We start from the raw sequence: 22711 nt of genomic DNA, 5'->3' as shown, positions 1-22711 counted from the left end.
ATTATTAATTTTAGGCGTAGATAGTTGGTAAAACCCGCCCCTACGGATTTTTAAATTATCGGATATCGCACTTGCTCATCCACATACCTCAAAATTTTCTCTATCCTATTTTCCCAAGAAAACTGCTTGACAAAACCCATCGTTTCTGCATATCCTTCGCTTTTCCTCGGATATGTTGTTAAACAATCTCGAATGCTTTGCGCGAACTGCTGCGGGTTATCCGGTTCGCACCAAGTTGCTGCTATATTTCCCGATTTAAATTCCATTAAAGATGCAATCTCCGTCGCTACAATCGGAGTTCCCGATGCCATGTAATCAAAGAATTTTAAAGGAGATGTGAACGTCGCGGCCTGTGTCAAACAATGAGGGTGAGTCAAAACATCGGCTGCTTGCAGCAAGCTAGCCAGTTGATTTTGAGGGAGGTAGCCGAGAAATTTAATGTTGTTAACTTGCTTGGATTTGGCTAACTGCTGGTAGGCTGTTACTTGGGGTGAATCACCGCCCGCGATCGCAAATTGAACTTGCGGCAATTCCTGAGCCACATCCACCAACATATCCACACCTTTAAACGGGTAAAGTCCGCCCGCATAAACTGCTAAATGCTGTCTGTCATCTGTTAATAACTGCTGTCGCCAATTCTGGGCTGCTTCTATTTGTCTCGCGAGAAACAAAAGGTTAAAACCGTTGTGCAGCGTAATTACTTTTTCCCGTGGCATCCCATTCTTAATCATGCTTTCTCGGACAGTATCGGCAACAGTTACAGCAATTTGAAACAGAGGATTGCAAACGATTTCTGGTTCAAAAATTTTTTCGTCGTGGTGGTGCTGTTCGTAGATAGCGGGAATTCCATTTTTAACTGCTGCTTTGACAAAGTTCCAGTCGCGGGTGTGGACAATTTTAGTGGATTTAAGCAGGTGAATCGGTAAATAGTATTTTGATACTATTGTACTGGAACTCGTCCACTTGCTGTCCCAAAGGTCGATCGGCCACGGCATCGGTAAATCTGCTACTTTTAATTTATCTTGAATATTGTAAATATTGGCAAGTTTGTCATCGGGTTTCCTGGGTTGAAAAGGAAAAAGCAAATCAACCGGATTCAAAGCACTCCAGCCTTTGCGGAGATATACTAAAACTGCTGGTAAACCTAGATTTGCTGCGGCATTTGCAGAATGTGCAACTTGAACTAAGCTCGCTACATTGGGTTGCGGTAAGATATTTCTGGTAAAAAATACATAATATTTGGACATGGTAAGTGGTAGTTAGTAATTGGTAATTAGTAATTGTTGACTGTTGACTGTTGACTAATGATAATGACTGATGACTACTGCCAACTGCCAACTGCCAACTGACTACTTTTTAACAGCCTGACGCTTAATAGTATTTTCTATAAATTCTAAAGTAGTGAAAATATTAGCAGCAGAGTGAAATGATTCTCTGATTAACTCGTCTCTTTCTTCGGGAGAGTCTACCATTTCATCTACTAGCATTTTGAGGTAAGCTATCATGGGAGTCAGGCGAGTGCGAATTTCGTAAGAACCTCTAATTAGAGCTTCATCGCGAGCGGTTTCTTCGGCAAATTGCACTGAATACAAGCGAGTGTAGTAACCTCCTTTTGCTAGCAATTCTTCGTGGGAACCCATTTCTACTACTTGTCCGCGATCGATCACGGCGATTTTGTTGGCTTTTTGGACTGTGGAGAGGCGGTGGGCGATGACTAAGGTTGTGCGATCGCAACTCAATTTCTCGATCGCCGCTTGCACGTACCTTTCCGAAACCGTATCCAGCGAACTCGTTGCCTCATCTAAAATTAAGATTTCCGGGTTTTGCAGCAGGGCTCTAGCAATTGAAATTCTCTGACGCTGCCCTCCCGATAAAATCACGCCCCGATCGCCAATTTGAGTATCCAACCCCTCCGGCAACAGTTGGATAAACTCATAAGCATTCGCCCCCTTCGCCGCTTCCACAATTTCTTCCTCAGTCGCTTGGGGTCTAGCATAAGCAATATTTTCGCGCACTGAAGCATTAAACAAAAACGTATCTTGGCTAACAATACCCATCGCTTGTCTCAGACTTTTCAAGTCAAATTCGCGCAAATCCCTGCCATCGATCAAGATATTACCTTCAGTAGGATCGTAAAATCTCGGCAGTAAATCTGCCAAAGTTGACTTGCCAGAACCCGAAGTTCCTACCAAAGCCAAAGTAGTGCCATGAGGTAGAAATAAATCAATTCCTTGCAAAACTAAATTTTTGTGGTTAGGATAACTAAAAGATATTTTATTAAAATGAATTCCCGATCGCAAATGAGTGTAAGGCACAGAACCGTTCAGCATAAATGGCTTGTCCTCGCAGCTCAAAAAATCATTAACCACCTCTACACTAGCCGACGTATTAGCAAATTGACTGCGCCCGCTATTCAACTGTGAAATCAAAGGGATTAATCGAAAGAGTACCAATAAATAGGTTAATAAAATTGTAGCAATAGACTCTATCTCATTCGCAAATATTGTGCGACCTATAAATACAATCAAAATTATAACTATCAAATTAACAACTTCGTTAATTGGGGCGATCGCGGCATAATTTACCTGAGCCTGAAAATCTGCTTGTTCTCGCCTTTGAATTAAATGCTTGATCCGCTGATACTCTCTTTCCTCGTTCCCCGTTGACTTGACTAGCCGAATCCCACTAATCGTTTCCAGTACCCTAACCGAATAATCTTTCGACATTTCAGAAAGCATATGGCCAAAATGCTTGGAACGGTTAATAATATATTGATTTGTCCAAGCAACTAACGACAGTAAAACTGTAGCTGTCACCGTCAGTTTCCACGAGATCGAAAGTAGCAGACCCACAAACACCAAAACAGTGATTGAGGTAGTAAACATTCCGATGGCCGTACCAACTGCACTAGCAGTCCGACCAATCTCTCCGCCCAATCTATTAATTAAATCCCCGACTTTAGTTTTAGAGTAAAAATCTAAATCTACTTCTAATAACAACCGCAAACCTGCTTCTCGCAAATCAAAAGTCAAAGATCGCGTCAGAGAAGTAGCTACTAAAGTATTGATATAACTCGCAACATTTTTTAAAAAAATTGCCAGCACAATCGCCCCGGTCATCAACATTAAACGCTGATTTCCGGGCATTCCCTCAAAGGGATACATCAAAGTTTTAATTAGAGGTGGAGCACCACGGAGCTCGATAGTTTCCTCTAAAAAACTTAAAAGCACTGGTACAATCAGAGTAGTGCTGATACCGTTGAATAAAGCGCCAGAAAAGCCCAGCATCACAGTTAAAAAAATCCTGCCGGGATATCGTCTGGCAAATTTTAGGAGTAGCTTATTGGCAGACATGAAGCATTCCCAGCTAAACAGTACGGCATCTCAAAATATTCTTTAATAACAGCCAGCTTTTCTTCCTCCATTGAGTAGTTTTAAAATAACATTTACATACCTGCGATTATCTCTGAAAGTATCGGTTTCATTGCTTGAATACTATATTTTTTCACACATCTTTCCCGAGCTTTCATTCCTTGTAAATTAGCCGCTGTCAAATTTTGAAATATCCATTGAATTTTTTGTGAAATTTGAGCGGGAGAACTCGGATCGACTAAATAACCCGTTCCCCCTAAAATTGCTGGAATATCCCCCACTCGCGTAGACAAAACAGGCTTAGCCATTGCCATACCATCTGTCAGCTTGAGCGGAAACTGAGCCACGGCTGCGAGAGTTTCTCGCTGAGGAACAACGACAACATGAGCCGCTGCTACAACGGACGGCATCGTCTCCACTGGAAACCTTGGCAGTTTAATAATCCAACGCCCCCATTGTTTCACAAGTTTATCATCATAATCATCATAAGGACTGCCGCCGACGATCGCTAATTTTAAATCCGGCTCATTTAACAGTTCGAGGGCCATCAAAACATCCTCCACGCCTTTATGAGGTCGCGGTGCCCCCGGAAACATCACAACTCTATATCCGGACAAGCCGTAACGCTGTCTGCTCAATTCAGGATTGTATTTAGCAGGGTCGAACATTGCAGTATCCTTACCATTAGGCAAATATACACCACCAAAACGCTGTTTTAAAAACTTAGTATCAATGGTAACTGCATCAGCACGGTGAATTAGACTTTCCATCCACTTGAGATAGAGCGGATTATCTGGTTCTCTCAATTGACCGTTGTGTTTAAAAATATCTCGATAAAGTTGTTTAAAAGAGGGACGGTATTTCCATTCATCTCCGCCGTACCAGCTCAGTTCCCAGTCGTCTATATCTAAAATTATAAAGTGGCGAGTCGCCAGTTTTTTTAGCAGTGATAATCCAAAGCTTGTAGGTTTAGGTTTGACTGCATAAATAATATCCCCATCTATTTTTTTCCAAAGTTTTTGAGCATCCATCAAAAACCCCGGATAATTTTTACCCGGTATCGCATATACCGGGATGTCTCTGGGAGGAGTAGCGTACAATTCCTTGCCAAACTGAAATCCAACAACTTCTACATCACATTTAAGCTCTATCAAGACTTGAGCTAATAAAAAAGCACGAATTGCACCTCCTCCTGACAAATCGCTCACTACTAATGAAACTTTCACTGAGTATTTTGTTTAAAACATTTTTTTAATTTTCCTGCTTAACCGAGCTTTTGTCAAGGCGATTCTGACTCACGTACTCCCGACCACAGCAACCAGGTTTTTAACGAGGGCAAAGGGCAGCAACGAAGTATTTTAGTAAAAAAACAGAATAATGAACCCAAGACTGTTATTCTAGCCAGCAATAATTCTTCTAGGTAAATTTTCGGATATGTTGAGGCTAATTTTTTTAATTTGGGGCTGCATTTTGTTGTTTTTGATGCAGTTTGCCAACAAACTTTAATTATTTTAAACGCCAGGGATTGTTAAGTTGATTTGGTAAAAATATTTTAGCTGTGCGATCGACTATTCTAGTAAAGAGCGATCGCGTCACGTTCTTCGCGTACTGAGGGCGGTAAGGATAAGTGCAGTGCATTACTTTAATCGGTTTGTCGATCGTATAAACATCTTTCCACTTATCCAAGTAGTTGTAAACCGGGGACAAAATTGTCATTTTCGGTTTCACCGATTCCACAGCAGCCGCAAAAGCGCCCTGGTCTTTCAAGAGTAGCACATTTTGATGCGCCACTACCATATCGAAATATTTCTTAAAATGTATAAACAATTCCTGAGTTTTACTGCTTTTCGTAAAAGCGATAAATCCGCCATTGTATTGAATGCTATTTGCATTTAGCGGCAACCCGACAGACTGCAAAGTTGACAGAATATCCTGCTTAACTCTTAATAAATTTGCCGCTTTAGCAATCGCAGGCTGCACATCTTCCGTCACCAACAAATCTACCCCATCAAGAAAATCAAAAACCTCATCTATTGGCGACAGCAAACAAATATCGCAGTCCATATAAATAGTTTTCTCAAACAAAGATTCCCCGTACAAAGCCAGCTTAGCTTGTCGCGATGCTAAAACAGGATTTTCATTAGAGGGTGCAGGTTTCAATATGACATTTCCGAACACCTGAAGTAAAGGATATAAAATTAGAGGGACTCTATCTATTAAAATAATAATTGGTTCCCGGTGAAACTTCCTAACAGACGCCAGAAAATGAACGCAATCCTGGAAAGAGTAAAGACCGGTTAATATAGTAATAAATCCCTTGACTGCTAATTTATTTGAATTCATTAATTTACTTATTGATTTACTTATTTACCGAGCGTGTGTCCACTCCCAAAAGCTCTCACTCCAGTCATCTCGTTGGTGAAAAATTCCTTGCCATTCATAAAAATGTACAAAATCTTTCAGGTTAATTGTTTTATTGACATCGCGGATCATATAAAGAGGCCGATCTCCATAAAAAGAAGCCCACATAGTATAACTGCTAGGCGGCCCGACAACATAGTCGCACTCAGCCAAAGCATACATATCTTCAATTAAATGACCGCTGCCAAATCCACAGTTAAAATCCTCAAACAAACTCGGATTTTGTGGAATATTAGAACAAATCAAAAACTTGATTTTTTTGCCTTCAAATAGCCTTACCACAGAATTAATGACTTCTAAATATTGCTGAGTAGTGTAAAAGTATCTCCCCTTTTGATGCTGAGCATAATCCCCTTGACGGATGTGAATTCCGACTAGCATATCAGAGTTATCTTTTAAATTCAATATCAAACGATCTACATTGATTCTATATCGCTCTAATGGTGCAAAGTAGGCTCTAATCTGGTCGGCGTACTTGTGTAAATAGGGGAGATCTTCTACAAACCAGCCATCTCGAAATAGCCAGCCTTGAAAACAAACAATTGAACCCTGCTTGATTTGTGCGATATCCTGATATGCAAGCCAACTAAAAGGTTTTTTTCGGGTTATTTCTTGCGTTTTTAAAATTTTTTGGCTGCTTAAATACTTAATAAAATTAATATATTTGCTTCTGACAAACTTGTTACCTCCTGCGGTAAAATATGGAGGAGGATAACAACACAAAAAATCCCCTGCGGTTCCCACAAAGAATTCTGCATATTCCTCAAAAGCCGGATTGAGAACCGTCAAATTATGCTCGATCGCCCAAGAAATGAAATTAGCAAAAAGCAGCAGTCGGTTGCCGAGTTGTCCCGATTTAGCAGATATTATTAGCATATTGTATTTTTGGAGTGGGCGGGACGCCCAACCCCTACTCCCCACAAGAATTCAATCAAATTTTGCTGTAATGGTAAGGTGCGCTATAAGCACGCTACATACTAAGAGTGGTGACGCTTTTGATGCCACTGCCAAGCATGGGAGATAATATCCTTGATGTCGGGATATTATGGAGACCAACCCAAGGTTTCGATCGCCTTTTTGCTGCTGCCAACCAAAGCAGGAGGGTCTCCCGGACGCCGATCGCACTCAACAGCCTTAATCTCTTTTCCCGTCACTTGACGAGCCGTTTCTATCACCTCTTTCACCGAAAACCCGCCGCCGTTGCCCAAATTAAAGAAATCAGATTTGCCACCATTTAACAAATATTCTAATCCTAAAATGTGAGCAGATGCCAACTCGTTAACGTGAATGTAATCCCGGATGCAAGTACCGTCAGTAGTCTCGTAATCCGTGCCAAAAATCGCGATCGAATCTCGTTTACCCAAAGCTGCGAACAACACCAGTGGGATCAGGTGAGTTTCTGGATTGCGATCCTCTCCTAACAACCCGTTAGGGTCAGCCCCAGCCGCGTTAAAATAGCGAAAACAAACAGACTTGAAATCATACGCAGCGTCAAAATCCGACAAAATCCGTTCTACCATTAACTTAGTAGCACCGTAGGGATTGATCGGATTTTGTGGGTAGTCTTCTGTGAGCGGAATTTTCTCAGGTACACCGTAAGTCGCGCAAAGGGATTGTTAAGTTGATTTGGTAAAAATATTGTAGCCGTGCGATCGACTATTCTAGTAAAGAGCGATCGCGTCACGTTCTTCGCGTACTGAGGGCGGTAAGGATAAGTGCAGTGCATTACTTTAATCGGTTTGTCGATCGTATAAACATCTTTCCACTTATCCAAGTAGTTGTAAACCGGGGACAAAGTTGTCATTTTCGGTTTCACTGATTCAACAGCCGCTGCCAAAGCGCCCTGAATCTTTCAAGAATAGCACATTTTGATCGCCACTACCATATCGAAATATTTCTTAAAGTTTATAAACAATTCCTGAGTTTTACTGCTTTTCGTAAAAGCGATAAATCCGCCATTGTATTGAATGCTCTTTACATTTAGCGGCAACCCGATAGACTCCAAAGTTGACAGAATATCCTGCTTGACTCTTAATAAATTTGCCGTTTTAGCAATCGCAGGCTGCCCGTCTTCTGTTATCAGCAAATCTACTTCATCAAGATAGTCAAAAACTTCATATATTGGCGATAGCAAACAAATATCCCACTCCAGATAAATAGTTTTCTCAAAAGGAGATTGTGGATACAAAGCCAGCTTAGCTTGTCGCGATGCTAAAACAGGATTTTCGGGTTTCGGTGCGTCCTGCAATCTCACATTTCCGAACACCAAAAGTAAGGGATATAAAAATCGCGGGACTCTATCTATTAAAATAATAATTGGTTCGCGGTGAACCTTCCTGACTGAAGCTAGAAAATGAACGCAATCCTGGAAAGAGTACAATCCAATTAAAATAATGATAAATCCTCTATCCATATCTTTTCTCTAACGATAGTAAAAATCGAAATTTAATAAGGCAATTAACTGTGTTTTTAATAACCGATAGAGATATTGCCAATGGTAAAACTGTAATTTATCCCAAACTTTATCCCAAAAGGTTCTTACTTGATTTTTTTGCCAGTCCCAATGAGCAAAAGAATGCTCCATAATTTGAGCGAGTTCCTCCCACCCGTCATTACGAATATTCCACCCAACTTTAGCAGTTGCTAACCCAATGGGATTACCGTCTTTTGTTTTGACTTTTTGCACTTCAAAAAATCTTCCAATCTTTCCCCATTCTTGAATAAACTGAATTTCTTTACCATTGTCTCTCGCAATTACGAACAAGTTTTCTGGAACAAAACTTACATTTTTCAATGAAATTTCTAGCTTTTTTGCTAATTTGTGAATTGCCTCTTTTCTCCCCGGTAATGATTGATTTGGTGGATGTTCTAGAATGGGAATAAACCCTTTAGAAGTAATGCCGGACATCCATTCTCTCTCCGGCACTTTTCCTCTGATTCTTGTATCTGCATCCACAAAGATTGTCACTCGGCATAATTCTAAGGCTTTTTTTAGTGCAAATCGTTTATCATTATAACAATAATCTACACCTTCGCGACTTTTTTTAAAGGCGAAAACATTCGTTAAATTCTGAAAGTCATGTGGGTTGTCAGTACAAACAACTAGCATCGTCCCTAGAGAATGAGTTTCTAAGTCTGCTGCTAGTTGTTTGGCTAATTCGCGATACTTTTTCCCAAAAGCTAAGGTGCAAAAACAAAAATCTTTGTGACTGTTTAACATTATTTAAGACTCTATTTTTGCACTTGTTTTATTTGAGTTTATGCTAACTGTGACGCTTTTGATGCCACTGCCAAGCATGGGAGATAATGTTTTTAATGTCTGGATATTCTGGAGACCAGCCCAAGGTTTCGATCGCCTTTTTGCTGCTGCCAACCAAAGCAGGCGGGTCTCCCGGACGCCGATCGCACTCAACAGCCTTAATCTCTTTTCCCGTCACTTGACGAGCCGTTTCTATCACCTCTTTCACCGAAAAACCGCCGCCATTGCCCAAATTAAAGAAATCAGATTTGCCACCATTGAGCAAATATTCTAATCCCAAAATGTGAGCCGATGCCAAATCGTTAACGTGAATGTAATCCCGAATGCAAGTACCGTCAGGAGTCTCGTAATCCGTGCCAAAAATCGCGATCGAATCTCGTTTACCCAAAGCCGCGAACAACACCAGCGGGATCAGGTGAGTTTCGGGATTGTGATCCTCTCCTAATAATCCGTTCGGATCGGCCCCAGCCGCGTTAAAATAGCGGAAACAAACAGACTTGAAATCATACGCAGCGTCAAAATCCGACAAAATCCGTTCTACCATTAACTTAGTAGCACCGTAGGGATTGATCGGGTTTTGTGGGTGGTCTTCTGTGAGCGGAATTTTTTCCGGTACACCGTAAGTCGCGCAAGTAGAAGAAAACACAAATTTCTTCACGTCAGCAGCGATCATTGCTTCCAAAAGGGTAATAGTGCCGATGACATTGTTACGATAATATTTAGCGGGATCGGTAACAGATTCGCCCACGTAAGCGTATGCAGAAAAGTGCATTACCGCATCAATCTTGTGCGTAGCAAACAAGTTGTCTAGAAGAGTGCGATCGTTCGTGTCGCCAACTACTAACTCCACCTGCAAAGCCCGATCTACTATATCTCTGTGACCGTAAACTAAATTATCCAAAATCACCACACCGTAACCAGCGTTTTTCAGCGCTAATACCGCGTGAGAGCCAATATATCCCGCTCCGCCCGTCACCAAAATAGTTGGTTTGTCTGCACTCATTTTATTCTGCCTGTTTTTGTAGCTGGGATTGCCAAGAGCCTTGTTAATTTGAGACTTCCACATCTGAGGCTTTCACACTCGGCGTCAGCGGGAGAATTCAAGCTAAATATCTAGGCTTTGCTGTGCCCGACGGGACGATCGCACTCCTAAAAAACGCTTTTTAAACTCCAGACCGATGCTGAGGGAGCAAGTCTTTCTGTTCAATCGATAAACTTGAGGCGACCAATTTGGATATAATCAAATATCCGATTAATCTGATGTCGATCCTCTTCTGAAATTTTATCATCTGATAGGATAGCCGAAGTCAAAACTAAGTGTTCCCTGCGACTGATCTTGCCAGAGGCTACAATCCGATCGACTTTTTGAGAAATTGTTAAGTTCGATTTGTTGTGAGATGTTCGCATTTATTCGATCGCTTGTATGCTAAAATAATTAAAGCCCATTGCACTTATTGACCCAAAAATGGTGCGTACCCGACCTTAAATCACTTTGCTCAACAGCAGAAATAACGTATCAGAGTTTTACTTCCCAAGATAGATACGCGGACTTAATAAATCTGCAATCAGCCTTCGGATAGGGTTCAGAACTAATTTAATTATATAATATTTTTCCTAGAGAGGCACTTTTCTATGCAGGTTTATCGGCTTCCGGTACTGTCCGACAATTACATTTTCTTGCTGCACGACCCCGATCGCCACACAGCAGCCGTCGTCGATCCAGCACGATCGCAGCCAGTATTAGAGCAACTCCAAGCACTCGGAGCCGAATTAACCGCAATTTTCAATACCCACCACCACAACGACCACATAGGCGGCAATCAGGAACTGATCGATCGCTTTCCCCATATCAAAGTTTACGGTGGCGCAGAAGACCGAGGCAGAATACCCGGACAGCAAGTGTTTTTACAAGCGGGCGATCGAGTTTCTTTCGCCAACAGAACCGCCGAAGTCTTCTTCCTACCCGGCCACACAAAAGCTCACATCGCCTACTATTTCCCCCCCAGCAATCCCAGCGAAACCGGCGAGTTGTTTTGCGGCGACACCTTATTTGCTGGAGGCTGCGGCCGGCTCAAAGAAGGCACTCCCGCCCAAATGTTAGCCTCTCTGGGGCAACTGCGAAATTTGCCCGATAGTACGAGAGTCTGGTGCGCCCACGAATACACGCTGAACAACCTGCAATTTGCCTTGAGTGTGGATGGCGACAATCCCCACTTACAGCAGCGCTTCGCCGAAGTCAAGGAAGCGCGCAGTCGATCGCAACCTACAATACCATCATCGATCGGCCTCGAAAAAAGGACAAACCCATTTTTGCGCTGGGACTTTCCCACGATCCAATCAGCCACCAACACCCGCGATCCCGTGCCAACCTTCGCTCGATTGCGCGGCATGAAAGACCAATTTTGACCGAAAGCATCCAGGATACAAGCCCCCGGATTCATCCGTGGGGTCAATGCTTCAATTCTTTAATCTAAAATCTAAAATCTAAAATCGATTGACCTTAACGTTTTGGTTGTTTCAGGTAACTCTTAAACTTGAGTATCGGTTCGCTCAACCACCTGTCAAGTCTTTGGTATTTTACGTGAAAGCTCGACAGCCCCTTAAACTTATTTGTAATTTTTTCTAGTTCCTCCTTAAACGGTGTCTGAGACAACATATCAAGCCATAATTGATTGGGGGCGGAGCTTTCCCACGGTTTTGGTCTTGACATAAAGTGCATCACTTTACTTGACATATCATCAGTCTTGTGGTTGTTCCATCTTTGGTCTAATTGCTTCCACCTTCCCACTAAAACTGAATTTAATGCACCTTGATCGCGATCGCCCCAAACGTGGGTTCTAGCATTTTGGAGCAACTTTTCCGACAGTTGCTCTTCCTCCCAAAGCTTCATGTTGTAAACTAAAACACCACTATTGAAATAAGGGTTTCGATCTTGATAATTGTTGAGATTTCCCCAGAAGTTGGCTGCGGCTGCTATCGGCAGAGTTTGAAAATCTAGGTTCCACAGCGGCTCTAAGCTGCCCAGAACGATCGTATCGCTGTCGAGCCAAATCAGCCTTTCTGTTTCTTTGGTATATTTTTGCGGCTCCAATTTAACGTAAGGAAGTTTAGAACCTGATATCGAAAGAAGTTGGTCGTAATTAGATTGCAATTCTTGCCATTCAATCTGGTATTTGCAGCAATTCTGTAACTGTTCCTTTTGGTGTGGCTCTATCCTAGTAGATACAATGCTAATTTTTACAGGCTGCTCTCCAGATTGGCTAACATTGAGATCTACAGACTTGAGAAGTGCTGCTAACCCCAGAATATAGGTGCGATCGGCGGCTGTGAATATGTGCATAGGATTAAGTTTGTGAGATGAACGGCAAACGTGACACAAACATTGGACTGGAGGAAGCAGGCGACCCTGTATTGAAGTAAATGCGATCGCCCGTTTACCGTTGAGACGAACATTATCTTGCCTAAATTTCCGGTTAGATTTACACCAAGAAACGGGTTTTCTAAGTAGGTAGGCGCAAATAAAGTTTACTATGTAACAGAATGTAAGGCGGGCAGAACAAGAGCGATTGCTTCGTTTCACTCGCTGCTAGAGAGGGGTTATGTATTTTCAAGCTTCATCTACTTATTGATCTGTGTGCAAGTGCCATCTGTTCGCACCCGAAAACGAGTAACAGCCATGGCTAATATGCAGCAACCCGACAAATCATGAGAGGGGCTGACCTCGCATTTGAAACAGCCAGAAAATTCTCCGTCGCCTGTGCTGAATCCCGCAACTGGTTCAGACGTGGGACTCTACGATAAAATAAATTGTCTAGATATCGATATTACCGCAGAACGATCGACATCCATCTTAGGTTTGAAGTGTCACCCTGCTCAAGTCAAAAGTTCCTCTGGTTATTTCCCTATTATTGATCGCGATTTGCTTTGCCCAAAGTAAAATGAGCGTTGTTAGAAACCGATGCAAAACCCACGCAATACTGAACCCCAAGCAAAAATCGACCCCTCTGTTTCAACGGATTCTAACAAAGCCTTCTACCCAGCCCCCCCTTTGTCAAGTGATGTAGGGATGGTTCTGCAATTGGCAGATGGCAGCATTCAGGGGTGCAATTCTCACGCCCAGGACCTGTTGGGGATGACAGCAGAACAGATGCTCTTATGCACTTCAATCAACAGTCGCTGGCAGACTCTGCGTGAGGATGCCTCGGATTTTCCTGGCGAGACACATCCGGCGATGGTGGCGCTGCAAACCGGGCAACCATGTTTAAATGTCATCATGGGCTTTGATCGGCCACAGGGAGAATTGATTTGGTTGACGCTCAATTCTCAACCTTTATTTCAGGGAGATCGATCGACTCCCTATGCGGTAGTAACAACCTTCACTTCTATCGCTCAACCTCAGCCTGAACCAGTCTGTAACGCGCCCGCGCCCCAACTGTCAGACACCCTCGAAAGTATTTCGGACGGGTTCTTTGCTTTGGATCGAGACTGGCGATTTACCTACCTCAATTCGCAAGCTGCGCGATGGCTGAATCGACCCTCGAAAGATTTGATTGGCAACAGCATTTGGGAAGAGTTTCCCGAATCAGTGGGCAGTTTGTTTGAGCAGGAATATCGCCACGCCGCTACCTTCCAAGTTACGGTTAGTTTTGAATCTTTTTATCCACCGCTCAATGCTTGGTATGCGGTACGAGCTTATCCCATCCCATCAGGACTTGCCGTTTATTTTCAAGATGTCACTGAGGAGAAAGCGGCTAGGGCTGCTTATATTAAACAAGCGCAAACGGCACATCAACAACTAGCAGAAATCGAGGCGATTTATGCTAGTGCGCCGATCGGACTTTGCTTCCTTGATACTGAGTTGCGGTTTGTCCGCCTCAACGATTGGCTAGCAGAAATTAACGGAGTTCCAGCCGCCGCCCACATCGGCAAAACATTGCGCGAAATCTTGCCAGAAATGGCAGATGATTTAGAGCCGCTTTACCGACAAGTTATTGAAACTAAAGTTCCACTTCAACAGCTCGAACTTCGCAGGACGAACTCAGCACAGCCGGGAGTCGAACAGGATTGGCTGTTGAGTCTCTATCCACTCAGGGCCGAGGACGATCGCGTCCTGGGAGTGAATGTGACGGTGCTAGAAATTACCGATCGCAAAGCTACCAAAAAAGAAATTGAACGGCTCAACCAAGAATTAGAACGACGAGTCAATGAACTCGAATCGATACTTGATGCTGTACCCGTCGGTATTACGATCGCAGACGACCCCCAGTGTAAAGTAATTCGCGCTAACCGATTTGCCCAGTCGATGTTGATAGTGCCACCCGATACCAATGTTTCTGGAACCGGAGAGCAAGCCGCAGCCCTTCCGTTTAGACGATTCCGCAACGGAGAAGAAATTCCGGGAGAACAACTGCCCATGCAACTAGCCGTGGCTTCGGGCGTCGAAGTGCGAGATGTGGAAATTCAAATGGTGCGCGAGGACGGGGTTGCCTTTGATTGGTTGGTGAATGCGGTGCCGTTATTTGACGAACAGGGCGCAGTTCGTGGCTGTGTGGCCGCCTTTATGGATATTAGCGATCGCAAACAAGCTCTTGCTGCTTTGCGCCACTCTGAGGAACGCTATCGCACTTTGTTTGAGTGCCTAGACGAAGGCTTTTGCATCATCGAAATGCTGTTTGACGAAAACGAAAAGCCGATCGATTACCGCTTTTTGGAAGTCAATCCGGCTTTCTTGAAACAAACCGGGCTTGAACAAGCTGCGGGTAAAACGGCGCGCCAACTCGTTCCAGATATCGAAGATTATTGGTTTGAGATGTACGGCAAAGTCGCCCTGACGGGGGAACCCTTGCGCTTCGAGCACGGCTCGGAAGTCATGAACCGCTGGTTCGACGTTTTGGCGTTCCGCACTCCTGAGCCGCACAGCCGACAAGTCGCCATACTTTTCCAAGAAATCACTGATCGCAAACAATCCGAGAATCTCCTGCGGCAACAGGAAGAGCAACTGCGGCTGTTCGTCAAACATTCGCCTGCGGGGGTGGCGATGTTTGACCGCCAGATGCGGTATATGCTGGTGAGCGACCGCTGGCTGTCAAGTTACGGGCTCGGCACTCAAAACATTGTGGGTCGATCGCACTACGACATCTTTCCCAATTTGCCCGATCGTTTGAAACAAATCCACCAGCGCTGTCTGGCGGGATCAGTCGAAATCTGCCCAGAAGATCAGTTTCCCCGCCCTGATGGCTTAATCGACTGGGTGCGCTGGGAAATTCATCCTTGGCGAACCAACACCAATGAGATTGGCGGTATCATGATTTTTTGCGAAATCATCACCGAGCGCAAAAACGCTGAACTCGCGGTGCAAGCGGCCTCCCAGCAAGTCAGCAATATTATAGAAAGTATTACCGATGCCTTTATGGCGATCGATTCACAATGGCGCTATACCTACGTTAATGCCACAGCAGAAAAACTGCTTTCTCGATCGAGAAACGACTTACTAGGTCGATCGATCTGGGAGGTATTCCCTGCCGAGAAAGAATTTAATTCAAGGGCATATCAAGAATTTCATCGAGTTGTTTCCGAACAAGTTTCTGTCAAGTTTGAAGAGTTCTCGCCTTCGCTCCAGATGTATATAGAAGTGAGCGCCTATCCTGCGGCCGGAGGACTTACCGTTTATTGGAGCGATATTAGCGATCGCAAACGCACTGAAGAAGAACTGCGCCAAAAAAATGCGATTTTGAACGTAATTAACGAGTCAGCGCCGACGCCAATTTTTGTCAAAAATCGAGAAGGACAGATTATTTATGCCAATCCAGCCACGCTGGAAATAATGGGCAAATCTGCTTCTGAAGTAATTGGTGGTCGCGATATCGATTTATACCCAGTAACAGAACTTGCAGTCACAGTCACGGAAAACGATCGGCGCATTATGGAGTCTGGACAAACAGAAGTCCTCGAAGAATCTCACGATGGCATTCGGACATTTCTGGTAATGAAAGCTCCATACCGCAATCAAGCGGGAGAAGTCATCGGCCTGATTGGCATCTCCAGCGAAATCACAAATCGCAAACGAGCAGAAGTCGCCATGCAAGAACAAACTAAGTTACTGCAAGTCATCATTGACAGCATTGGCGATGGTTTAATTTTGGCAAACCAACAAGGGGAGTTTGTGTTGTTTAACCAAGCCGCCGTAGGAATATTCGGTCAGCTATCAAATGAAAAATCTTGTGAGGAATGGTCGAGCACTTACGGACTATTTTTGGCAGATAAAAAAACCCTCTTCCCCGCCGCTGAACTACCTCTAGCCAGAGCAATCAAAGGTGAATATGTCAATGATGTAGAGGTATTTGTCCGCCGCGAAGATTCCGAAGATCGCTGGATCAGTATCAGCGGTTATCCAGTAGTTGATACTAGCAGCGAAATCAAAGGCGGAGTGATTGTCTGTCGGGATATCACAGAACGCAAACAAGCTTTATCAGCGCTGCAAGAAAGCGAAGAACGATTCCGCAATATGGCTAACAATGCTCCTTTTATGGTATGGGTAACAGACTCCACAGGCTATTGCACTTTCTTGAGCGAAACCTGGTATGAATTCACAGGTCAAACTGAGGAAACAGGTTTGGGATTGGGTTGGATAAACGCGCTGCATCCAGAAGACCGAGAACAGGTAAAGAAGGCATTTTTGACCGCCAAGGAACGCCAGGAACGGTACAGCGTGGAATATCGCGTCGGGCGCAAGGATGGCGGATATTCTTGGGCGATAGATGCAGCAGCTCCCAGATTTTCCGAAAGCGGACAATTTGAGGGTTATATCGGCTCTGTAATCGACATTACAGAACGCAAACAAGTGGAAACCGAGCGTGATATAGTTCTCCAATTAGAACAAACTGCCCGCACGGAAGCCGAGCGAGCTAACCGCATTAAAGACGAGTTTCTGGCTGTGCTTTCTCACGAGTTGCGATCGCCCCTGAATCCGATTTTAGGCTGGTCGCAACTGCTCGTCGGTGGCAAGCTGAACGCGAGTCAAAGTGCCAAGGCTTTTGAGACGATCGAGCGCAACGCCAGACTGCAATCTCAATTAATCGAAGACTTGCTTGACGTGTCTCGGATTCTGCAAGGAAAACTCAGATTGAATGTTGCTCCGATGAATCTGGCAACCATTATTCCATCTGCTGTGGAAACCGTGCAATTAGCAGCCGAAGCTAAAAAAATTCAAATTCAAACAATTTTAAATACTGATGTCGGGCAAGTTCTGGGGGATACAAGTCGCTTGCAACAAATTGTGTGGAATTTGTTATCAAATGCTGTGAAATTTACGCCAGAAGGCGGTCGAGTAGAAGTTCGATTAGTGCAAATCGCACGCCAAGCTCAAATTCAAGTCATAGACACTGGTAAAGGCATTCTTCCTGATTTCTTGCCTTATGTTTTTGACCATTTCCGACAAGAAGACGGCGCAACAACTCGCAAATTTGGCGGCTTGGGATTGGGATTGGCGATCGTCCGCCAACTGATCGAACTTCACGGCGGAACGGTGTTTGCAGAAAGCGCCGGAGAAGGTCAAGGAGCGACGTTTACGGTGAGATTACCGCTATTAAATGATGATTCTAGAAGGCAGGAGGAGGAAGAACGTCATGGGGCTGCTTGTCCAGATCTCTCATCCTTGCCGCTAGCTGGATTGAGAATTTTGGTGGTAGATGATGAACTCGACTCGCGAGATTTTGTCGCTTTCGTGCTTGAGGAAGCGGGTGCAGAGGTGATTTCCGTGTCATCTGCTGCTGAGGCGCTAGAGTCGATCGAACAAACTGCACCGGATTTGCTCGTCAGCGACATTGGAATGCCCCAGATGGACGGGTATATGTTGATCGAGCGCATCCGCACTCAGCTTGCGCCTGAGTATCGGCAGTTGTTGGCGATCGCCTTAACGGCCTATGCTGGAGAAGCGAACGAGCGCCAAATTTTGCAAGCCGGATTTGACAAACACTTAGCCAAGCCGATCAATCCGACCCAGTTAGTTGCTACTGTAGCGCGATCGATCGCCCAGCGCCTTGAAAATAAAGCCTGAGTGCTCTGTAAGACATTCCACTGTAGTTGATTTGGCTCATTACAGCACCCCCGTTTTGCGTAATTTCAAACTGAATTTGCCCGTTAAAAATATTATCCCTGTTTCTTCCCTCGAACCTCGAATCTCAACATCTATCCGTTAAATGCGTTACATCCGCTACATAATCCGTTGCCGAACTTCCTTCTCCCTTGCGATCGCCCCTCAAACTTCGCTATTATAAAAAGTTGCAGTTAAAACCCCACAACCCACGATCATGGCCAAGCGCGTCCAATTAGTTTTAAATAAAGATGTCAGCAAACTCGGCAAAGCTGGCGACGTAGTAGAAGTAGCCCCGGGCTACGCCCGCAACTACCTAGTACCTCAAGGAATGGGATTTAGAGCCACTCCGGGCATTCTCAAGCAAGCAGAGCGCCGCCGTGAAGAAGAAAGACTGCGCCAGCTAGAGCTCAAGCAGCAAGCTGAAGTCCGTAAAACAGCCCTCGAATCGGCTGGGCCTTTCATCATCTCTAAGCAAGTTGGCGAAGCTGACGCGATTTTTGGTACTGTCACCAACCAAGAAGTAGCAGAACTGATTTTCAACTCTACCAGTCAAGAAGTCGATCGGCGCGGCATCACCCTACCCGAAATTCGCCAAACTGGTACATACAAAGCTGAAATCAAACTACACGCAGAAGTTACCGCCGAAGTTGATATTCAAGTGGTTCCGATGTAATTAAGAGTTATCAGTCATTAGTTGTTAGTCATTAGTCATTAGCTAACAACTAAGCACTGCTAAGTAAGGACTCAGTAACGCTAACTTGCAGATTGAGAACCGGAGCATCTCTGCAGAGAGTAAGAAGCATTTTTTCAGGAGTGCGAGATCGAGAGAGCGTGAGTCTGGTATAAACGCGAGCTCGCGACAGATCCCACTCCTACAAAACCTTACACTGATAATAACTAATGACCCCGCCGGAAAAACGGACACAAGCCCCGACGCTCCTGATGGTCGAACCTACAATTTTAGGATATTGTTCAAGCTCCCAGATTCATCTGTAGAGTAAATCTAAAATCTAAAATCGAAAATCGAAAATCTACAACCTAAAACCTAAAATCGAAAATCTACAACCTAAAACCTAAAGCCGAAAATCTAAAACCTAAAACAGAAAATCTAAAATCTAAAATCTAAAATCTAAAATCTAAAATCGACTGACTGAGGACTATTGACTAATGAGCGATTTGATGCCGACAAATATAGAGGCAGAAGAAGCAATTTTGGGGGGAATTTTAATTGACCCCGAAGCTATTTCCCGAATTGCCGAGCTGCTGCGACCGGAGTTTTTTGCCATCACCGCTCATCAAGTCATTTATCGATCGGCATTAGGCCTATTTTTACAGGGTCAACCTACCGATTTAATGACGGTAACAACTTCCCTAACCGACCGCAATCAGTTAGAGCAAGTAGGAGGACTAACTAAATTAGCGCAATTAGTCGATCGCACAGTTTCCGCAGTCAACATCGACCAATATGCAGTTTTAGTTGAAGACAAATATCAGCGCCGCAAATTAATCGAAGCTGGCAACAACATAGTACAATTAGGTTACGAGACGGCAACACCACTAGAAACAGTCTTAGACCGCGCCGAACAAGAAATTTTCAGCATAACTCAAGAACGTCCGCAACAAGATTTAGTGTCGATCGGCGAAACACTAAACCAAACATTTCAAGACCTAGAAAATCGCAATGAAGGCCTCACACTTCCCGGTATTCCGTGCGGTTTCTATGACTTAGATGCCATGACAGGAGGCTTTCAGCGATCGGATTTAATCATCGTTGCAGCCAGGCCGGCGATGGGCAAAACCGCCTTCTGTACCAACATCGCCCACCACATCGCCGCCGGACAGCAGAAATTGCCGGTTGCCGTTTTCAGCTTAGAAATGTCGAAAGAACAGCTAGTGCAGCGCATCCTGTCCAGCGAAGCCAAAATAGAAAGTAACCGATTGCGATCGGGTAGAATCAGTCAAAACGAATGGGAGCCCATCAGTACAGCCATTGGCAATTTATCAGAACTACCACTATTTATTGACGATACTCCCAATATTACCGTCACAGAAATACGATCGAAAGTCCGCCGCCTCCAAGCAGAACAAGGCGGCACCCTAGGATTAGTCTTGCTAGATTACCTGCAATTAATGGAAGGTACCAGCGACAACCGTGTGCAAGAACTATCTCGAATTACCAGAAGTCTTAAAGGTTTAGCCCGCGAACTCAATGTGCCGATTATTGCCTTATCTCAGTTGAGTCGGGGTGTGGAAGCGAGGACAAACAAGCGACCCATGATGTCTGATTTGAGAGAAAGCGGCTGTCTCGGTGGCGATAGTTTAGTTACCCTGGCGGATAGTGGATTAGAAGTCCCGATTCGTGATTTAGTCGGCAAATCTGGCTTTGCTGTTTGGGGATTAAATTCAGATACCCTGAAACAGGAAAAAGCGATGGTGACTAATGCTTTTTGTACAGGAGTCAAGCCCGTCTGGGAGATGACGACTTGCTTGGGAAATTCGATTACAGCAACAGGCAATCATAAGTTCTTTACATCAGATGGTTGGAAGCGGTTAGATGAATTAAAAATAGGCGATCGAATTGCTACACCTCGCTCAATTCCTTGTACTGAAGTGCAGACGATGGGTAATGCTGAATTAGCTTTACTAGGACATTTAATTGGTGATGGTTGTACTTTACCCCGACATACCATTCAGTACACGACGCGAGAATTAGATTTAGCTGAATTAGTTGCACATTTGGCTAGAGAAGTATTTGGTGATAAAATTAATCCCCGCATTAAACGCGAACGCGATTGGTATCAAGTTTATCTCTCCGCTAGTTATCGTCTCGCTCCCAATATTAAAAATCCGATTACTAAATGGCTCGAACAATTAGAAATATTTGGTTTACGTTCCCATGAAAAATTTATTCCCAGTTTAGTATTTACCCAACCGCAAGAATCGATCGCTCTTTTCCTTCGACACCTATGGGCAACTGATGGTTGTATCCGCACGAGTAAAGACAATTCCCACTATCCCAGTGTTTACTATGGATCTAGTAGCGAAAAACTAGCGCGGGGAGTTCGATTGTTATTATTAAAATTGAATATTAATGCCTCTTTTAAATCCATTTCCCAAGGAAATAAAGGACGAACTCAATATCAAGTATGGGTAGGCGGGAAGCAATGTCTAGAAAAATTTGTATATCGGATTGGTGCGGTTGGCAATTATAAACAAGAAAGTTTAGCCGCCGTCAAAATATATCTAGAAAATTCTGGACGGGCTAATACTAACCGAGATTTAATTCCCAACCAAGTTTGGCGATCCCAAGTTAATATTGCCAGAGAACGTTTGGGTTTAACAACTAAACAAATTCAAGCAAATTTGGGCGCGCGCTATTCTGGCGACAGTTCCTATCAATGTGATATCAGTAGAGAACGAGCTATGCAGTTAGCTACTCTTCTAGAATCTGAAGAAATTCAGAAAATTGCTGCTAGCGATATCTATTGGGATAAAATAAAAAAAATAGATTTCACCGGCGAAGAAATGGTTTACGATTTAACTGTAGAGAAAATTGAAAACTTCGCTACACAAGGATTGTACGCCCATAATAGCATCGAGCAAGACGCCGACTTAGTAATTATGCTCTACCGCGATGAATATTACAACCCTGATTCGCCCGATCGCGGAATTGCAGAAGTAATTATTACCAAACACAGAAACGGGCCCACAGGAATCATCAAACTATTATTTGACGCCCAATTTACCTGCTTCCGCAATCTCGCATCTCCGAAGCGATCGTAAATCAACCAGAACATACACAGAAACCCGGTTTCTTTTAAGAAACCGGGTTTCTAAACACCGTAAAAGTTTTACGTTGAATTAGATTGAGCTACCTAGCCAGCGATTCTCAACAATTCCACATCAAAAATCAGCGTAGCATTAGGAGGAATCACCCCGCCCGCACCGCGAGCACCGTAACCGAGTTCAGGGGGAATAATCAACTTGCGGCGGTCTCCAACTTTCATCGTACCGACACCTTCATCCCAACCCTTAATTACTTGACCCACGCCAATTTGGAACTCAAAAGGAGAATTGCGATCGCGCGAACTGTCAAACTTCGTGCCATCCTCCAAAGTTCCAGTGTAGTGCACAACCACCTTCTGCCCGGTTTTTGGAGTCGCCCCATTACCCTCTTTCAATTCAACATATTTCAGACCGGAATCTGTGGTGACAGTTTTCTCAGTATTATCAGTCATGTCATTGCCAGCGATAGTAGCTGGTACCTCTGGTAAAGTAGCATCAGCTACTAGCAAGCTATTTTCATTCAAAGACTGCGCTGACAACTTCTCAATAGCAGTCTCGGGTAAAAGATTGTTCAATTCGGCTGCAACTGCTTGGGATCCAGAACCGCCCATTTGAGCGACTATCAAAAACAAAAAGCAAACCAGCATTACTCCCAAGCTGACTAGAACTCCTCGCAAAATTAATCCTCCTAATACTTTTAACCGCGATATCTCAGATATCTAAGACATCTAGTACAACAAGAACTACCAAATTTTATCTGAACTTTTCCACCAAAGAACG

Annotated in this window: 15 protein-coding genes and 1 pseudogene; 4 read left to right on the top strand and 12 right to left on the bottom strand. The window is 44.0% G+C overall.

The genetic code is table 11. The features are described from left to right. Nucleotides 1–50 precede the first annotated feature (50 nt). The 10 genes and pseudogenes from Q5691_RS11740 to galE all read right to left on the bottom strand — a co-directional run bounded on the left by Q5691_RS11740 (nt 51) and on the right by galE (nt 10054). Nucleotides 51–1247 (bottom strand): glycosyltransferase, encoded by a 1197-nt coding sequence (locus tag Q5691_RS11740; RefSeq protein WP_333344932.1) that lies wholly within the window; start codon nt 1245–1247, stop codon nt 51–53. 102 nt (nt 1248–1349) lie between these two features. After that, nucleotides 1350–3353 carry an ABC transporter ATP-binding protein gene (locus Q5691_RS11735; protein WP_333208727.1) on the bottom strand — a complete coding sequence of 668 codons (2004 nt, stop codon included), beginning with the start codon at nt 3351–3353 and terminating at the stop codon, nt 1350–1352. 92 nt (nt 3354–3445) lie between these two features. After that, nucleotides 3446–4597 (bottom strand): glycosyltransferase family 4 protein, encoded by a 1152-nt coding sequence (locus Q5691_RS11730; protein ID WP_333311123.1) that lies wholly within the window; start codon nt 4595–4597, stop codon nt 3446–3448. A 280-nt stretch (nt 4598–4877) separates the two neighbouring features. Continuing rightward, nucleotides 4878–5714 (bottom strand): hypothetical protein, encoded by an 837-nt coding sequence (locus Q5691_RS11725; RefSeq protein WP_333344930.1) that lies wholly within the window; start codon nt 5712–5714, stop codon nt 4878–4880. A 24-nt stretch (nt 5715–5738) separates the two neighbouring features. Then, nucleotides 5739–6668, bottom strand: a complete 930-nt coding sequence (locus tag Q5691_RS11720; RefSeq protein WP_333344929.1) for an alpha-1,2-fucosyltransferase — start codon at nt 6666–6668, stop codon at nt 5739–5741. A 170-nt stretch (nt 6669–6838) separates the two neighbouring features. Next, nucleotides 6839–7405 (bottom strand): annotated as a pseudogene (locus Q5691_RS11715) (NAD-dependent epimerase/dehydratase family protein); the annotation flags it as partial. Further along, the gene (locus Q5691_RS11710) at nt 7312–7596 is read right to left on the bottom strand and encodes a hypothetical protein (RefSeq protein ID WP_333208735.1); all 285 of its coding nucleotides are present in this window, start codon (nt 7594–7596) and stop codon (nt 7312–7314) included. The pseudogene Q5691_RS11715 and the gene Q5691_RS11710, both read right to left, overlap by 94 nt. Nucleotides 7597–7644: 48 nt before the next feature. Next, complete coding sequence (locus Q5691_RS11705; RefSeq protein WP_333311121.1) at nt 7645–8205, bottom strand: hypothetical protein; 561 nt, start codon at nt 8203–8205, stop codon at nt 7645–7647. 9 nt (nt 8206–8214) lie between these two features. Further along, on the bottom strand, nt 8215–9012 hold the full coding sequence (locus Q5691_RS11700; RefSeq protein WP_333208737.1) for a hypothetical protein: 798 nt from the start codon (nt 9010–9012) through the stop codon (nt 8215–8217). Between the two features lie 43 nt (nt 9013–9055). Continuing rightward, a complete protein-coding gene (gene galE / locus Q5691_RS11695; protein ID WP_333208739.1) occupies nt 9056–10054 on the bottom strand; it encodes a UDP-glucose 4-epimerase GalE in 999 nt (332 codons plus the stop codon). 629 nt (nt 10055–10683) lie between these two features. Here galE and gloB point away from each other — a divergent pair. Continuing rightward, a complete protein-coding gene (gloB, locus tag Q5691_RS11690; RefSeq protein WP_333208741.1) occupies nt 10684–11457 on the top strand; it encodes a hydroxyacylglutathione hydrolase in 774 nt (257 codons plus the stop codon). A gap of 94 nt (nt 11458–11551) precedes the next feature. Here the strand turns inward: gloB and Q5691_RS11685 are convergent, their stop codons facing one another. Next, nucleotides 11552–12391: a glycosyltransferase gene (locus Q5691_RS11685; protein ID WP_333344927.1), complete on the bottom strand. Its 840-nt coding sequence runs from the start codon at nt 12389–12391 to the stop codon at nt 11552–11554. Between the two features lie 618 nt (nt 12392–13009). On the opposite strand from Q5691_RS11685, the gene Q5691_RS11680 reads away from it, so the two are divergent. The 3 genes from Q5691_RS11680 to Q5691_RS11670 all read left to right on the top strand — a co-directional run bounded on the left by Q5691_RS11680 (nt 13010) and on the right by Q5691_RS11670 (nt 21928). Further along, a complete protein-coding gene (locus Q5691_RS11680; RefSeq protein WP_333344926.1) occupies nt 13010–18106 on the top strand; it encodes a PAS domain-containing protein in 5097 nt (1698 codons plus the stop codon). Between the two features lie 253 nt (nt 18107–18359). Next, the gene (rplI, locus tag Q5691_RS11675; protein ID WP_333175112.1) at nt 18360–18818 is read left to right on the top strand and encodes a 50S ribosomal protein L9; all 459 of its coding nucleotides are present in this window, start codon (nt 18360–18362) and stop codon (nt 18816–18818) included. A 494-nt stretch (nt 18819–19312) separates the two neighbouring features. Further along, nucleotides 19313–21928: a replicative DNA helicase gene (locus tag Q5691_RS11670; RefSeq protein WP_333344923.1), complete on the top strand. Its 2616-nt coding sequence runs from the start codon at nt 19313–19315 to the stop codon at nt 21926–21928. Nucleotides 21929–22020: 92 nt separating this feature from the next. Here the strand turns inward: Q5691_RS11670 and Q5691_RS11665 are convergent, their stop codons facing one another. Beyond that, a complete protein-coding gene (locus tag Q5691_RS11665) occupies nt 22021–22608 on the bottom strand; it encodes an FKBP-type peptidyl-prolyl cis-trans isomerase (protein WP_333311117.1) in 588 nt (195 codons plus the stop codon). Nucleotides 22609–22711 lie beyond the last annotated feature (103 nt).

It is taken from the genome of Microcoleus sp. w1-18aA5 (genome assembly GCF_036701705.1).
Classification (GTDB): domain Bacteria; phylum Cyanobacteriota; class Cyanobacteriia; order Cyanobacteriales; family Microcoleaceae; genus Microcoleus.
This window is presented reverse-complemented; position numbering and strand designations above follow the sequence as displayed.

Excerpts from the sequence above, each read along its gene's own strand:
- Q5691_RS11740 (WP_333344932.1), bottom strand. The coding sequence starts at position 1,247 with ATGTCCAAATATTATGTATTTTTTACCAGAAATATCTTACCGCAACCC.
- Q5691_RS11735 (WP_333208727.1), bottom strand. The coding sequence starts at position 3,353 with ATGTCTGCCAATAAGCTACTCCTAAAATTTGCCAGACGATATCCCGGC.
- Q5691_RS11725 (WP_333344930.1), bottom strand. The coding sequence starts at position 5,714 with ATGAATTCAAATAAATTAGCAGTCAAGGGATTTATTACTATATTAACC.
- Q5691_RS11720 (WP_333344929.1), bottom strand. The coding sequence starts at position 6,668 with ATGCTAATAATATCTGCTAAATCGGGACAACTCGGCAACCGACTGCTG.
- Q5691_RS11710 (WP_333208735.1), bottom strand. The coding sequence starts at position 7,596 with ATGACAACTTTGTCCCCGGTTTACAACTACTTGGATAAGTGGAAAGAT.
- Q5691_RS11705 (WP_333311121.1), bottom strand. The coding sequence starts at position 8,205 with ATGGATAGAGGATTTATCATTATTTTAATTGGATTGTACTCTTTCCAG.
- Q5691_RS11700 (WP_333208737.1), bottom strand. The coding sequence starts at position 9,012 with ATGTTAAACAGTCACAAAGATTTTTGTTTTTGCACCTTAGCTTTTGGG.
- galE (WP_333208739.1), bottom strand. The coding sequence starts at position 10,054 with ATGAGTGCAGACAAACCAACTATTTTGGTGACGGGCGGAGCGGGATAT.
- gloB (WP_333208741.1), top strand. The coding sequence starts at position 10,684 with ATGCAGGTTTATCGGCTTCCGGTACTGTCCGACAATTACATTTTCTTG.
- Q5691_RS11685 (WP_333344927.1), bottom strand. The coding sequence starts at position 12,391 with ATGCACATATTCACAGCCGCCGATCGCACCTATATTCTGGGGTTAGCA.
- Q5691_RS11680 (WP_333344926.1), top strand. The coding sequence starts at position 13,010 with ATGCAAAACCCACGCAATACTGAACCCCAAGCAAAAATCGACCCCTCT.
- rplI (WP_333175112.1), top strand. The coding sequence starts at position 18,360 with ATGGCCAAGCGCGTCCAATTAGTTTTAAATAAAGATGTCAGCAAACTC.
- Q5691_RS11670 (WP_333344923.1), top strand. The coding sequence starts at position 19,313 with ATGAGCGATTTGATGCCGACAAATATAGAGGCAGAAGAAGCAATTTTG.